11 protein-coding genes are annotated in these 14,390 nt (G+C 63.8%); 6 read left to right on the top strand and 5 right to left on the bottom strand.

All coding sequences use genetic code 11. The annotated features are described in order from the left end of the window. Positions 1-45 precede the first annotated feature (45 nt). The 6 genes from B0G57_RS14575 (at position 46) to B0G57_RS14550 (ending at position 9,041) form a co-directional block, all read left to right on the top strand. Entirely contained in the window at positions 46-1,332 is a 1,287-nt protein-coding gene (locus B0G57_RS14575; RefSeq protein ID WP_026229777.1) for an AmpG family muropeptide MFS transporter, read from the top strand. After that, positions 1,314-2,327, top strand: a complete 1,014-nt coding sequence (locus B0G57_RS14570; protein ID WP_018441268.1) for a M48 family metallopeptidase — start codon at positions 1,314-1,316, stop codon at positions 2,325-2,327. The genes B0G57_RS14575 and B0G57_RS14570 overlap by 19 nt, the downstream gene beginning before the upstream one ends. 187 nt (positions 2,328-2,514) lie before the next feature. Next, positions 2,515-4,356 (top strand): carboxylesterase/lipase family protein, encoded by a 1,842-nt coding sequence (locus B0G57_RS14565; protein ID WP_018441269.1) that lies wholly within the window; start codon positions 2,515-2,517, stop codon positions 4,354-4,356. 95 nt (positions 4,357-4,451) lie between these two features. After that, the gene (locus B0G57_RS14560; RefSeq protein WP_018441270.1) at positions 4,452-6,104 is read left to right on the top strand and encodes a carboxylesterase/lipase family protein; all 1,653 of its coding nucleotides are present in this window, start codon (positions 4,452-4,454) and stop codon (positions 6,102-6,104) included. A 159-nt stretch (positions 6,105-6,263) separates the two neighbouring features. Continuing rightward, on the top strand, positions 6,264-7,988 hold the full coding sequence (locus B0G57_RS14555; RefSeq protein WP_020566246.1) for a carboxylesterase/lipase family protein: 1,725 nt from the start codon (positions 6,264-6,266) through the stop codon (positions 7,986-7,988). 147 nt (positions 7,989-8,135) lie between these two features. Next, positions 8,136-9,041, top strand: coding sequence for an O-acetylserine/cysteine exporter (locus B0G57_RS14550; RefSeq protein ID WP_018441272.1), 906 nt, complete (start codon positions 8,136-8,138; stop codon positions 9,039-9,041). 37 nt (positions 9,042-9,078) lie between these two features. Here the strand turns inward: B0G57_RS14550 and B0G57_RS14545 are convergent, their stop codons facing one another. From B0G57_RS14545 to gatC, 5 genes are all read right to left on the bottom strand, one after another. Continuing rightward, positions 9,079-9,855: an exodeoxyribonuclease III gene (locus B0G57_RS14545; protein ID WP_018441273.1), complete on the bottom strand. Its 777-nt coding sequence runs from the start codon at positions 9,853-9,855 to the stop codon at positions 9,079-9,081. Between the two features lie 28 nt (positions 9,856-9,883). Beyond that, positions 9,884-10,723, bottom strand: coding sequence for a PPK2 family polyphosphate kinase (locus tag B0G57_RS14540; protein ID WP_020566247.1), 840 nt, complete (start codon positions 10,721-10,723; stop codon positions 9,884-9,886). A gap of 128 nt (positions 10,724-10,851) precedes the next feature. Then, a complete protein-coding gene (gene gatB / locus B0G57_RS14535) occupies positions 10,852-12,327 on the bottom strand; it encodes an Asp-tRNA(Asn)/Glu-tRNA(Gln) amidotransferase subunit GatB (RefSeq protein WP_018441275.1) in 1,476 nt (491 codons plus the stop codon). 5 nt (positions 12,328-12,332) lie between these two features. Continuing rightward, the gene (gene gatA, locus B0G57_RS14530) at positions 12,333-13,826 is read right to left on the bottom strand and encodes an Asp-tRNA(Asn)/Glu-tRNA(Gln) amidotransferase subunit GatA (RefSeq protein WP_018441276.1); all 1,494 of its coding nucleotides are present in this window, start codon (positions 13,824-13,826) and stop codon (positions 12,333-12,335) included. Between the two features lie 34 nt (positions 13,827-13,860). Beyond that, positions 13,861-14,160 (bottom strand): Asp-tRNA(Asn)/Glu-tRNA(Gln) amidotransferase subunit GatC, encoded by a 300-nt coding sequence (gene gatC, locus B0G57_RS14525; protein ID WP_018441277.1) that lies wholly within the window; start codon positions 14,158-14,160, stop codon positions 13,861-13,863. Positions 14,161-14,390: the final 230 nt, after the last annotated feature.

The raw sequence follows: 14,390 nt of genomic DNA, 5'->3' as shown, positions 1-14,390 counted from the left end.
TCGGGCGTTGCGCGCGAACCGACGAGGCCGACTATCAAACGCGATATTCCCAATCCGCCGCACGAGGCGCGCGCGCTCGCCGCCCACGAGGACCATCCCGGCTGGCGGGCGTTTCTCAACCGGCGCATCCTGATTTGCGTCTTTCTCGGCTTCACGTCTGGATTGCCGCTCTTCACGCTCGTTTATCTCGTGCAGGCCTGGCTGCGCTCGGAAGGCGTCAATCTCAAGGAAATCGGTCTTTTCGCGCTGATTCAATTTCCATACACCTGGAAGTTCATCTGGGCGCCGCTGATGGACCGCTACGTGCCGCGCCTGCCCGGCTGGCGCCCAGGCCGCAGGCGTGGCTGGATGCTGGCCACGCAGATCCTCGTCGCCTGCGCGATCGCCTCGCTCGGCTTCGTGTCGCCGCGCGACGCGATCTGGACCGTCGCCGCGCTGACCGCGCTCGTCGCGTTCTTCGGCGCGAGCCAGGACATCGTCATCGACGCCTACCGGCGTGAGCTGCTCGCCGATACCGAGCAGGGGCTCGGCAATGCGGTGCACGTGAACGCGTACAAAGTTGCCGCGCTGATTCCGGGCTCGTTGTCGCTGATTCTGTCCGACCATCTGCCCTGGACCTCGGTCTTCGCCGCGACGGCCGCGTTCATGCTGCCCGGCATGGCGATGACGCTCGTCGTGCGCGAGCCCGAAGTGCATGGCGCACCGCCAAAAAACCTGCGCGAGGCGATCGTGTTGCCGCTTTCGGAATTCGTCGCACGCGACGGTTGGGTGGCGGCGCTCGTCGTCCTTGCGTTCATCTTCCTCTACAAGCTCGGCGACACGATGGCGACGACGCTTTCGACGTCGTTCTTCCTCGATCTCGGCTTCGAAAAGACGCAGATCGGCGTGATCGCCAAGACGACGGCGTTCTGGGCCAGTCTCGCCGGCGGCATAATCGGCGGCGCGTGGCTCGTCAAGATCGGCATCGCGCGCGGGCTGTGGATCTTCGGCGCGGTGCAGATCGTCTCGACGCTCGGCTTCGCCTGGCTCGCGAAGATCGGCCCCTCGCCCGCGGCGCTGGCGCTCATCTACGGTTTCGAAACGTTTTCGACGGGGCTCACGCTCGCCGCTTTTACCGCATACATCGCGAGCACCACCGATCCGCGCTACACGGCGACGCAGTTCGCGCTATTCACGAGCCTCGCCTCGGTGCCGCGCACACTGGCGTCGGCCGCGAGCGGCTTCATCGTCGCCCGCATCGGCTGGTTCGACTATTTTCTGGTTTGCGCCGTGCTGGCCGCGCCCGGCATGCTGCTGTTGCCGAAGATCGCACCATGGCGGGTTCGCACATAACGGCTCAGGGCCGTCCGTACAATCGTTCGCTCGATCGGCGCTGCTTCGCGTCGGCGCGCGTGCTGCTGTCAGCATTCGCTATTTTACTGGGCCTTGTCGGATTGCCGGGAGGCACACATGCGGCCAAGCCGAGCGCGACCGCGGGCTCGGCCGCGAAAGATCCGGCCTATACGCCCGGCACCGACATCCACTTCGGCAACGACGCCATGTTCCGCAACCTCGTGCCGCCGCCGATTCTCGAGGCGCAGTCGGCAGTGGAATACGCGGCGCTCGTCGAGCGCGCGCGCGAGTCGGGGCGGTTGCTTCCGGCGAGCGATGCCCGAGTTGACCGAGTCCGCGCCATCGCCATGAGGCTTGCCCCGCTTGCCGAAAAATGGAGCGACCGCATCAAGGACTGGCATTGGGAAGTCAACGTTGTCCGTTCGTCTCGAATCGGCATGTCTTGCTTGGCCGGCGGCAAGATTCTCGTCTATTCCGGGCTGCTCGATCGGATTCGCCTGCGCGACGACGAGCTCGGCCTGCTCATCGGGCATGAGATCGCGCACGCACTGCGTGAGCAGGTGCGCGAGCGGCTCGGCGGTCAACCGCCGTCGATCCCCTTGGGCGCGAACCCGATTCCACCGCTTTTCGGGGTAAACGGTCTCGACGGCACCCCGGCGACGGGAGCGACCTTCGGTCCGCCTGCCGCCTCGACGAAATACGACGCGACCGACGAAACCGAAGCCGACGTCATCGGCGCGGATATCGCCGCCCGCGCCGGGTTCGATCCACGTGCCGCCGTGCCGGCCTGGGACAAGCTCGCCGATGCCACGCGGCGCGACAAGGACGGCTTCATTCGCGCGCACCCTTATACCGTAGCCCGGCGGCTCGATATCATCAAACGGCTGCCGGACATGCTCGCGCTTTACGCCAAGGCGCGCGGCGTATCGGTCAATCAGCTGCCGGACTATCCCGGGATGCGGGGAATGCTCGGCACCGTCACGCGCCATCGGTAGGTCCGCTCCCGCCATTTCTCTCTCGCTTTCTTTTTGAACCGCCTCGACGCAACGAGGCGCGGGGGGTTATTTCGTCCGATTTTCAAACAATGAGCTCTCTCAAAATCGCCCCCAAAGATGATTGAGGGCCTCACGCGAGGCAGGCGCCATCTCGGTGCCGGCGTGAGCGAACTATGGAGGCAAAAAAATGAGAATCACATTACGCAAGCCCGAACCATCTCGAGCAGCGGCCGCCGCGGCCCTCGCGCTGTCATGCCTGCTGCCATGCGCCGCGCAAGCGGCTGCGGCCGCGCCGACGCCGCCCTCGGTGCTGCTTTCCGACGGCATCGTGGAAGGTATGCGCGTGCCCGCGTTCGGCCGCAGCATGCGAGCGCCCACCGTGAAGGTGTTCCGCGGGATTCCTTACGCCGCACCGCCCGTCGGCGAATTCCGCTGGCGCGAGCCGCAACCCGTTGCCCGGTGGGCCGGCGTTCGCCCCGCCCGACAGTTCGGTCCCAGTTGCATGCAGCTGAAATCGTCGAAGCGCGACACGCGCGCCACTGGCATGAGCGAGGATTGCCTCTATTTGAATGTCTGGACGCCGGACATCGGCGAAAACAACAAGCGGCCCGTGCTCGTCTATTTTCATGGTGGCGGCTTCGCAGCCGGAGATGGCTCGGAGGCCCGCTATGATGGGGCGGAGCTTGCCTCGCGCGGCATTGTCGTCGTGACGGTCAACTATCGTCTCGGCGCATTCGGCTTCCTCGCGCTGCCCGAAGCGGCAAGCGAGTCGTCGCACGGGGCAACGGGAAATTACGGGCTGCTCGATCAGGCCGCCGCGCTGCGCTGGGTCCGCAACAACATCACGAAGTTCGGAGGCGACCCGGATCAGGTAACGATCGCCGGCAATTCTGCCGGTTCTGTTTCGGTCAGCGCCCACATGACCTCACCGGTATCGCGCGGGCTCTTCGCGCGCGCGATCGGCGAGAGCGGCGCGGCGTTCGGGTCGGTCGGGTTCAAGAAACGCGATGAGGCCGAGCATGCGGCCACGCAATTCGCGGCGATGCTCGGCGGCACATCGCTGCAGCAACTGCGCGCAGTGCCGGCCGACAAGGTGCTCGCCGCCACGAAGACGAAGTCGACGGCCGCCATTTTCTGGCCGACTGTCGACGGACATTTCGTGACCGAATCGCCTGAATCGATCTATAGCGCGGGTCAGCAGGCATCGGTCCCGCTGATGCTCGGCTCCAATTCGCAGGAAGCCCACTTCACTACGCTCCTTGGCGATGCCGCGCCTACGCCGGAAAACTGGCGCCAAACGGTCACCACGATGTTCCCGGGTCATGCGCAGGAAGTGCTCGCGCATTACCCCGGCAATGACAACAACGAGGTGATGCACGCCGCCACGGCGCTTGCTGGAGATCTTTTCGTCGGCAACAGCGCCTGGCGCTGGATGCAGTCGCACCTGCAAGGCGGACACGCGCCCGTCTACTATTACCGCTACACGCAACCGCGGCCGCCTGCGACGGATTCGGCGAAAGAGCAGCATAAAACGCCGCAGCCCACCCTCGGGGCGGCACACAGCGCAGAAGTGGAGTACGCACTCGGCAACCTGCAGAAGCAGCGGCGATACGCATGGACCGCGGTGGACTACGACGTCTCGCGCATTTTCTCCGGCTACGTCGAGCAGTTCGTGAAGACCGGCAATCCCAACGGGACAGCGTCCGCCGGATCCGGCAGCGACACGGCAATCGAGCTGGTGCAGGTAGCCGCCGAACCCGAAGCGCCGGCCCCCGTCACAGGTGGGGCACAGCAGGCGTCTGCGAGCCGTCAAGCCGGCATGCACATCCCTGTCTGGCCGGCCGTGCGCGCCGACAACAGGGGCATTCTGCGCCAAGTGATCGGTGAAAACACGCACTTGGCGTGGGACCGCGAAGGGCCGCGCCAAGGCCTGGTTCAGCGGCTGCTTGAAAGCCGCGGCGGGAGCGGTCCTCGAGCATTGACGAGCCTTGCGCCATCTAGCAGTCCGGCGGCGCCAGCCGAGCAATAAGGCTTGCCGTCGCGCGCATTCCGCCTCGCCGCTCGGTTCGATCCGGAATGCGCGTCTCTCTTCGAGAAGCACGACTCAATAGCTGGAGCCAGTCAATGAAACTCGCCCTGGGGCGCGCCGCAGGGCGCTTTGCCGCAATAGTCGCAGCCGCAGTGACCGTATCGTTTTTTTTGATGCTTCCCTGCGCTGCGAGCGCGATGACCGCGCAGCCATCGCTTGAAGTACCACTCGTCAATGGAACGATCGAAGGCAAGCGAATGCGTGTCGGCGAGACGGACCTGCGCGTGTTTCTCGGGATTCCCTATGCGGCTCCCCCGATCGGCACGTTGCGCTGGCGCGAGCCGAAGCCGGTCGAGCGATGGGCCGGCGTGCGCCGCGCCATCGAATTCGGGCCGCGCTGCATGCAGGCGCCACCCTACGAGATCACGTTCCGTTCTGCTCAGATGAGCGAGGACTGCCTTTACCTCAACGTCTGGACGCCGGCATCCGGTCAGGAAAAAAAGCTGCCCGTGCTCGTTTACTTCCACGGCGGCAACTTCGACGTCGGAGACGGCTCGGAGCCGCGCTACGACGGCGGCAACCTCGCCGCACGCGGCATCGTCACGGTCACCCTCAATTACCGCCTAGGCGCATTCGGCTTCCTCGCTCTGCCGGAACTCGAAAGTGAATCTCCCCATGGCACGGCCGGGAATTACGGCCTGCTCGATCAGCACGCGGCTCTCGAATGGGTCCGGGATAACATCGCTGCATTTGGCGGGGATCCCGCGCAGGTGACGATCGCCGGCGATTCGGCCGGCGCATTTTCCGTGAGCACCCATATGGCCTCACCGTTGTCCCGCGGCCTTTTCGCCCGTGCCGTCGGCTTCAGTGGCGGCGCGTTCAGGCCTCAACTCGCGCTTCCACGTGACCTGGCCCGAGCCTTGTCGACCGTATTTTCGTGGACGTCGGGAAGAACGTCGGTCGAATCGCTGCGAGCTGCCCCGGCCGATTCGATTCTTGCCGTCACGGGGTTGACGGGGCACCCCGCAATTGCATTCTGGCCGTCCGTCGACGGCCGGTTCTTGCCCAAAGCGCCGGGCGGCATCTTTGCCAGCGGCTCGCAGGCCCACGTGCCGCTCCTCGTCGGCTCCGATTTATACGTCGGCCACCATGATATGGCGCTCAAAGGCGCCGCGCCAACGCCACAAAACTGGCAGCATGTGCTCAAGGAACGCTTCGGCGATCGATCCGGTGAGGCGCATGCGCTCTATCCGGGCCAAAGCGAAGAAGAGATCAAGCGATCCGCTTCCGCCTTGGCCGGCGATGAGTGGGTGGGCCATTCGGCGCGGCGCTGGATGACCAGGCATCGGCAGACGAGTCTCGCTCGAATCTATTTTTATGGCTATACCCATCGGCACCCTATCGCCCCGAACGAAGAAGACTTCCCGGATCCTGTAGTCCGCCCCTGGAATGCGAAGGAGGCTCTTTTCGCACTCGACAACCTCGACAGTCGTCCCTCGTATCCTTGGAGCGCCGATGACCGAGAGATTTCGCGCGTCTTCTCGGGCCATGTCGAACAATTCATCAAAGACGGCAATCCAAACCGCGCCGGACTGCCAACGTGGCCCGCCGTACAGGACACTCGCGAGGGCAGTTTGCGGCATGCGATTGGCGCTGATAAGCAAAGGGCCGCTCAAGATGTCGACGCCCGGCATGCTCTCTTGGAAGCCAGCTACGCAGTAAGAAAGGCCGGCGCGCTCGCCCGTTGAAGTGCGACGCAAACGCTCGTGTCCAGAACGACGCGATCCGTAAATTGGTCTGATTCTTAATAAAGAGACGATCTCGAAATCGATCGGTAAGACGATGAAAGCCTCCCACGAAGTGCCATTGTCGCGAACATGGCGCCCCATCACCAAGGAGGCAAAAAGATGAGATTCATCGTCAGTCGAGTTGTGCGCCGTACGGCCGCTGCAGCCGCCCTATCGCTGATTTGCACGCTGCCCAACGCGGCGGGCGCGCTCCCCACGTCTCCCTCAGCCGAGGTCCGGTTGAACGAAGGCGTTGTCCAGGGCGAGCGTATCCGCGTCGGCAATACCGATTTGCATGTGTTTCGCGGCATTCCCTATGCCGCGCCGCCCATCGGCGAACTTCGCTGGCGCGAGCCGCAGCCCGTGGGTCGGTGGGCCGGCGTGCGGGACGCGCGCGAATTCGGTCCTCGCTGCATGCAGTCGTCGCCATTTAGGCCCGTGTTCCGCTCGAAGGAGATGAGCGAGGACTGTCTTTATCTCAATGTCTGGGCGCCGGCGCCCGGGCAAGACGCACGAGAAGGCAAGCGCCCGGTCCTCGTCTACTTTCATGGCGGTGGTTTCATCGGCGGCGACGGCTCCGAAGGCCGCTACGACGGCGAGAATTTCGCGGCGCGCAGGCTCGTCGTGGTGACCGTCAACTATCGGCTGGGCGTTTTTGGATTTCTCGCGCCACCGGAAGCGGCTCGCGAGTCGCCGCACGGCACGGCCGGCAATTATGGGCTGCTGGACCAGGTCGCCGCATTGCGCTGGGTGCGGGACAACATCGCTCAGTTCGGCGGCGATCCGGAGCAGGTGACCATAGCGGGCAACTCAGCGGGCTCGATCTCGGTCAGCGCGCATATGGCCTCGCCTTTATCGCGTGGTCTCTTTGCTCGCGCGATCGGCGAAAGCGGCGCCGCATTCGCGCCGCTCAGACCGTGGTCTCGCGAAGAAGCCGAACGTGCGGCCGGCTATCTTGCCGAGCGCGTCGGCGCCACTTCGTTGAACCAACTACGCGCGTTGCCTGCAAGTACATTGCTGGACGCCACGGCCGAGACCGCCAAGCCAATCTACCGATTCTGGCCTCATGTCGACGGCCATTTTCTCCCCGAGTCCCCAGAATCAATTTTTGCGAGCGGCAGACAGGCGCCGGTGCCCCTGTTGCTTGGCGTCAATTCGCAAGAGGGCCACTTCGACCAGGTGCTGGGCGGCGCGACGCCAACGCCCGAGAACTGGCGTGCTTCCATCGGCGAGCTATTCCGTGATGAAGCCAACGGAGCCTTGGCGTTCTATCCCGGCAAAGACGATGACGAAGTGATGCGCTCGGGCACCGCACTCGCGACCGACTTATTCGTGGGTCACAGCACATGGCGGTGGATGGACTTGCATCGGCGCACCGGTCGCGCACCCGTCTACTTCTACCATTACGCGCATATCCGTCCGCCCGAAGTCGAGGTCGGTACAGAACAACAACACGGGCCGAAACCGACCATCGGTGCGGTACACAGCGCGGAGATCGAATATGCGCTCGGCAACCTCGACAAGCGGCCGCGATATGCATGGCGGCCCGAAGACTACAAGGTGTCGCAGGCGTTCTCGACGTATATCGCCCAATTTGTGCGAACGGGCAACCCGAACCGTCGCCAAGCAGAGAATCCGCTCATGTATTTTTCCGCGCTGGGATTGACGCGCAAACCAAACCTTCTTACGCCGCCCAATTGGCCCGCCGTAAGAGAGGAGCAAGACGGGCTTGCCCAGCAAGTGATCAGGACGACCCCTTACACGTCGTGGAACCGCGACGCACCGCGGCATGCCTTCCTGCAGCGGTTCATCGAAAGCCGCGACTCGCCTTTGAGCGGCGACTGATAACAAGCCTCGTCGCCGCTGCGGTCGCTCAAGGTCGAATCCAAGAGCGACCGTCAGCGGAAAGCCAGCAGCACACCGTCATCGGGCCATTCGAGAATCAGGGCGACAGGCTACACTCTCCCCTTCAGCCAATGAAGGGGCCGCACAATGTCGCCGAAGGATTTGCTGCTTGCACTCGTCGTCGTGTTGGTGTGGGGCGTGAACTTTGTCGTGATCAAGGTCGGTCTGCACGGTGTGCCGCCGATGCTGCTCGGCGCCTTGCGTTTCGCCGTGGCGGCCGTTCCGGCCGTATTTTTCGTCAAGCGGCCGAAAGTGGCATGGCGTTGGCTCTTCGCTTACGGGCTCACGATCTCGTTCGGGCAGTTCGCGTTCCTTTTTTCAGCAATGAACGTCGGCATGCCGGCAGGGCTCGCGTCGCTGGTGCTGCAGGCTCAGGCCTTTTTCACATTGTTATTCGCACGGTGGCTCCTCCACGAGCGGATGCGTGCGCAAAACATCGTGGGCCTTTTCGTCGCAGCCGCCGGTCTGGCGGTCATTGCGTTGCAAGGCGGCCAGGCGATGACAGCGGCCGGTTTCGTCCTGACACTTTGCGCGGCGGCATCGTGGGGGCTCGGCAATATCGTCGCGAAGAAGATCGGCAAAGTCGATCTGGTCGGCTTTATCGTGTGGGCGAGCCTCATCCCGCCGCTACCGTTTCTCGCGCTCTCCTACCTGTTCGAAGGCCGCGAGCGCATCGTCGCGGCGCTATCCGGCATCGGGCCGTCGTCGATCTTCGCCGTTGCTTATCTTGCGTTCGTGGCCACGTTGCTCGGCTATGGACTGTGGAGCCGCCTGCTTTCGCGCCATCCGGTCGGGGAAGTCGCTCCATTTTCGCTGCTCGTGCCGATCGTCGGCCTTGCCTCAGCATCGCTGCTGCTAGGCGAAGCGTTGTCGGCGGCTCAAATGGCCGGTGCGGCGCTCGTCATGGCAGGCCTCGCCGCGAGTGTACTCGGTGAGCGCATCGTCGGCGCTTTCCGTCCGCGGGAACGGACATCGACAGAACGGAATCGCTAGCCTGGATGCCGCAAACGAGCGGGAGCCCCGCTCGTTTTTACTTCACTTCGTGCTCGTAATCGACTGTCAACGGCGCGTGGTCGCTAAACTTAATGTCGCGAAAGATAGAGGTGCCCTTCGCCTTGCCCGCGATTTCAGGCGTCGCGATCTGATAGTCGATCCGCCACCCGACGTTCTTCGCATAGGCCTGCCCGCGATTGCTCCACCAGGTGTACTGTTCGGGTCGCGGATCGAGCGTGCGGAAGACGTCGACGTAACCGACGTCGTCGAATAGCTTCGTCAGCCATGCGCGCTCCTCGGGGAGGCAGCCCGAATTCTTCTGGTTGCTCTTCCAGTTCTTGATGTCGATTTCCTTGTGGACGATATTCACGTCCCCGCAAAGAACGACCTCGCGCTCCTTCTTGAGCGCCGCGAGATGTGGCATGAACTCGTCCATGAAACGGTACTTGGCCTGCTGCCGATCTTCGCCGCTCGATCCTGACGGAACATAGACCGATACGATCGAGAGCTTCCCGAAACGCGCCTCGACGTACCGCCCCTCCGGATCGAACTCCTCGCTGCCGAAGCCGATGATGACGTCGTCAGGCTTGTGACGCGTGTAAAGCCCCGCGCCGCTGTAGCCCTTCTTGACCGCATGCTGAAAATAGCCGGTGAAGCCGTGCGGAGCCAGGAACTCGGGCGTCATGTCGTCTTGCGAGCACTTCACTTCCTGCACGCAGACGATATCGGCGTTTTGTTGTCCGAACCATTCGAAAAAGCCTTTCTTCGCGGCGGAGCGAATACCGTTCAAATTGGCGGTGATGACTCGCAGCATGGTATTTTCCCGTTCCTCTTTTGTTCGTTCAAGCAACCGTGACGCCCTTCAGCGATTCCTTCGCCGGCGGGTATTCGAGCTTGAGGCCTTCGAGCAAGCGCAAGAGCAGCGTTGCCACCATTACATTCCGATGCGACTTCGAGTCGGCCGGAACGACGTACCACGGCGCACGCTCGGTCGATGTCGCCGCGAGCGCGTCGCGATAGGCCGCTTGATAGGCGTCCCAATGCTGCCTCGCTTCCAGGTCGGAGAGGTCGAACTTCCAGTGCTTGGTGGAATCATCGATGCGCGCCTGCAAGCGCCGGCGCTGCTCATCCTTCGATATATGCAGAAAACATTTGACGATCGCCGTGCCTGAATCGGCAAGCAACGCCTCGAAATGCCGAATATGCTGATAGCGGCATGCGAGCTCGGCATCCGTGAGCTGGCCCAGCACGCGCGGCACGAGCACATCCTCGTAGTGACTGCGATTGAAGATCGCGAGCTCGCCGGCCGCGGGCGCATAGCGATGGACGCGCCAAAGAAAGTCGTGCGCGGCCTCATCGAGCGTCGGTGCGCGAAATGACGTAATCCGCAGTCCGAGCGGATCGGTTTCATGGAAGACGGCGCGGATCGTGCCGTCCTTGCCGCTCGTATCCATCCCCTGCAGGATCAGCAGCACGCGCTCGCGGCGCTGCGCATGCAAGCGCTCCTGCAGCTCGTCGAGCCGCACGGCCAACTCGGCGAGGCGCTCGCGATCGGCCGACTTCGAGCCCGCCGAAAAAGGCTTCGCGCGGGTATCGAAATCATCGAGCGCAAACGCGTGAGCCTTCTTGCCGTTTTCAAAGAACGGAATGCGGAAATCGTCGAGATGCGCCTGTTTCATCATGCGGTGCTGTCCTTTCGTCCAGGGCTTGTTCACTCGCAGCGGCCCACCCTCCTGCGCTGCGGCCGGCAACGCACGTTCGCAAGCCCGCAATCGAGGGTGAACATGCCGTGGCGTCACGACCGCCTTGTTCAGGACGACAGCTTCTTCTTCAAGAGCTCGCCCACCTGCTGCGGATTGGCCTTGCCTTTGGTCGCCTTCATCGCCTGGCCAATGAGCGCGTTGAATGCCTTCTCCTTGCCGGCACGATATTCGTCGACCGACTTCGGGTTCGCGGCGAGCACCTCGTCGATGATCGCCTCGAGCGCGCCCGTATCCGAGATCTGCTTCAGGCCCTTCGCCTCGATGATGCGGTCGGCCGCGCCTTCGTCCGTCGCCTTCTCTTCCCACATCGCGAGGAATACTTCCTTTGCGATCTTGTTCGAGATCGTTCCGTCGGCAATCCGTTGCAAGACCAGCGCCAGTTGCGCGGCCGAAACGGGGCTTTGCTCGATGTCGAGGCCGTCGCGATTGAGCTGCGACGATACTTCGCCCATCAGCCAGTTCGCCGCCATCTTTGCTTGAGCCGCGCCCGTCTTTGCGACGACCGCCTCGAAGTAGCCTGCCATTGCCTTGCTCGACGTGAGCACCGATGCGTCATAGGCCGTCACGCCGTATTGCTCGACGAAGCGCTGCTGCATTGCCGCCGGCAGTTCCGGCATTTCTCCCTGCACGCGCTCGATCCAGCCCGCATCGATGACGAGCGGCATCAGGTCGGGATCGGGGAAATAGCGGTAATCGTGCGCATCTTCCTTGCTGCGCATCGAGCGCGTCTCGCGCTTATCAGGATCGTAAAGGCGCGTTTCCTGCACGACCGTGCCGCCGTCCTCGATCAGCTCGATCTGGCGGCGCACTTCGTACTGAATCGCCTCCTCGAGGAAGCGGAACGAGTTCAGGTTCTTGATCTCCGCGCGCGTGCCGAACTCCTTCTGGCCGACCGGACGCACCGACACGTTCGCGTCGCAGCGAAAGGACCCTTCCTGCATGTTGCCGTCGCAGATGCCGAGCCAAACGACGAGCGCATGCAGGGCCTTCGCGTACGCGACGGCCTCGGCCGCGCTGCGCATGTCGGGCTCGGTGACGATCTCGAGCAGCGGCGTGCCCGCACGGTTCAGGTCGATGCCGCTCATGCCCGCGAAGTCCTCGTGCAACGACTTGCCTGCATCCTCTTCGAGGTGCGCGCGCGTGAGATGGATCGTCTTTTCGTACGCTTGCGTGCCCGCCTTTTCGTTGGCGGGGACCTGGATCGTGACGCTACCGCCTTGCACGACGGGTATTTCGTACTGGCTGATCTGATAGCCCTTCGGCAGATCGGGGTAGAAATAATTCTTGCGCGCGAAGATGCTGCGCGGCGCGACCGTCGCGCCGATCGCGAGGCCGAGGCGGATCGCACGCTCGACGGCACCGCGATTCAGCACGGGCAACACGCCCGGCAGCGCGAGATCGACGGCGCATGCCTGCGTGTTCGGCTCGGCGCCGAAGCGCGTCGACGCGCCCGAGAAAATTTTCGAGTCCGTCGACAGTTGCGCGTGCGTCTCGAGACCGATTACGACTTCCCATTGCGACATAGGGTTCAAGCTCCTGCGGGGGACTGCGTATGCCAGGTCGTGACGCGCTGGAACGCATCCGCGACTTGCAGCATCCGCGCCTCGCTGAAATAGTTGCCGATGATTTGCAGACCGACGGGCCGCTTTGCATCGCCGCCAGTGCCGCCGAAGCCGCACGGCACGCTCATGCCGGGGAGGCCGGCCAGGCTCACGGAGAGGGTATAAATGTCGGCGAGATACATCTGCACGGGGTCGTCGCCCTTCGCTCCGATATCCCAGGCGACCGTCGGCGCCACGGGGCCCATGATGACGTCGCAGACCTTGAACGCCTCCTGGAAATCCTGCGCGATGATGCGGCGAATCTTTTGCGCCTGCAGGTAATAGGCGTCGTAATAGCCGTGCGAAAGCACGTATGTGCCGACGAGAATTCGGCGCTTCACTTCGGGCCCGAACCCTTCGGCGCGCGACTTCTTGTACATGTCGAGCAGATCGCGGTACTCGGCCGCGCGATGGCCGTAACGCACGCCGTCGAACCGCGAGAGATTCGACGAGGCTTCCGCCGGCGCGATCACGTAATAGACCGGAATCGAGAGCTCCGTCTTCGGCAGCGAGACGGGCACGAGCGTCGCGCCAAGCGCCTCGTACTGCGCGAGCGCCGCGTCGATGGCCGCGCGCACGTCATCCGCCAGGCCCGCGCCGAAATACTCATTCGGCAGACCGATGCGCAAGCCGGCGAGCGGCTTGCCCGCCGCTGCGTCGTCGCCCCACGTCTTGCCGAGATGACGCGCGAAGTCTTCGTCGGGCCGCTGCAAGCTCGTCGAATCGCGCTCATCGAAGCCGGCCATCGCGTTCAGCAAAAGCGCGCAATCGGCCGCGCTTCCCGCCATGGGGCCGCCCTGGTCGAGCGACGAAGCGAACGCGATCATCCCGTAACGCGAGACGCGCCCGTAGGTCGGCTTGATCCCCGTCACCCCCGAGAACGAGGCGGGCTGGCGAATGGAGCCGCCCGTATCGGTGGCGGTCGCCGCGGGCGCGAGTCTCGCGGCCACGGCCGCGGCCGAGCCGCCCGATGAGCCGCCCGGCACCGCTCGCGTGTCCCAAGGATTGCGCACGGGCCCGAACGCCGAATTCTCATTCGACGAGCCCATCGCGAACTCGTCCATGTTCGTCTTGCCGAGCGTCACCATGCCGGCACGCGCGAGACGCTCGACGACGGTCGCGTCGAACGGGCTCTCGTAGCCGGCCAACATCTTGGAGCCCGCCGTCGAATGCCAGCCGCGCGTGACGAACACGTCCTTGTGCGCGACGGGTACCCCCGTCAGCGGCCCGGCGCTGCCGGCCGCGATCCGCGCATCGGCCGCACGCGCGGCTTCGAGCGTGCGCTCCTGCTCGACTTCGACGAACGCGTTGAGCTCGCGCGCGGCCTCGATTCGCGCAAGGTAGTGCTGCGCGAGCTCGACGGCGGAGATCTCTTTGGTGGCCAGCGCGCGCGCCAGCTCGGTCAAACTTTTGTCATGCATCTCGAATTCGTTCCTGTCCTGTCGTGAAGGCTTTCTACTCGATTACCTTCGGCACGAGGTAAAGGCCGTCCTGCACGGCCGGCGCGCTCTTCTGATTGTCCTCGCGATCGACGGTCTCGGTGACGGCGTCGTCGCGCAAGCGCAGCGCCACGTCCTCGATCTGCTCGATCGGATGGGCGAGCGGGGCGATGCCGGTCGTGTCGACCGCCTGCATCTGCTCGACGAGCCCGAAGAACTCGTTGAGCTGGACGAGGGTATGCTCGGCGTCGGCGTCCGCGAGCTCGAGCCGCGCGAGGTGGGCGATGCGTTTCACATCGGTCAAGGTCAAGGCCATGCTCTCACCGGAAAAATAGGGCGCGGCGCAGCGTAAAAAGCCTGCTGCGCCAAAGGGTCGGGACATCGGATCGGGCCCTCCGACCATGGGCCGAATAGCGGCAAAAAGGACCGTCTCTTCACTACAAATAGGTCGAAATTATAAGGTATCATTACGCGTTCGAATCAAACCCGGACCGCCCCGGGCCCAGGCCACTCGGCGCTCTTCGAAGCCGCCGCCTCGCCCGCCGT

The organism is Trinickia symbiotica (assembly GCF_002934455.1).
GTDB lineage: Bacteria > Pseudomonadota > Gammaproteobacteria > Burkholderiales > Burkholderiaceae > Trinickia > Trinickia symbiotica.
The sequence above is the reverse complement of the archived record's forward strand: the minus strand, read 5'-3'. Positions and strand labels throughout refer to the sequence as shown.

Bases quoted from the DNA above. Each gene is read 5' to 3' on its own strand.
- B0G57_RS14550 (WP_018441272.1), top strand. From the start codon at position 8,136: ATGTCGCCGAAGGATTTGCTGCTTGCACTCGTCGTCGTGTTGGTGTGG.
- B0G57_RS14570 (WP_018441268.1), top strand. From the start codon at position 1,314: ATGGCGGGTTCGCACATAACGGCTCAGGGCCGTCCGTACAATCGTTCG.
- B0G57_RS14555 (WP_020566246.1), top strand. From the start codon at position 6,264: ATGAGATTCATCGTCAGTCGAGTTGTGCGCCGTACGGCCGCTGCAGCC.
- gatA (WP_018441276.1), bottom strand. From the start codon at position 13,826: ATGCATGACAAAAGTTTGACCGAGCTGGCGCGCGCGCTGGCCACCAAA.
- B0G57_RS14540 (WP_020566247.1), bottom strand. From the start codon at position 10,723: ATGATGAAACAGGCGCATCTCGACGATTTCCGCATTCCGTTCTTTGAA.
- B0G57_RS14560 (WP_018441270.1), top strand. From the start codon at position 4,452: ATGAAACTCGCCCTGGGGCGCGCCGCAGGGCGCTTTGCCGCAATAGTC.
- B0G57_RS14565 (WP_018441269.1), top strand. From the start codon at position 2,515: ATGAGAATCACATTACGCAAGCCCGAACCATCTCGAGCAGCGGCCGCC.
- gatB (WP_018441275.1), bottom strand. From the start codon at position 12,327: ATGTCGCAATGGGAAGTCGTAATCGGTCTCGAGACGCACGCGCAACTG.
- B0G57_RS14545 (WP_018441273.1), bottom strand. From the start codon at position 9,855: ATGCTGCGAGTCATCACCGCCAATTTGAACGGTATTCGCTCCGCCGCG.
- gatC (WP_018441277.1), bottom strand. From the start codon at position 14,160: ATGGCCTTGACCTTGACCGATGTGAAACGCATCGCCCACCTCGCGCGG.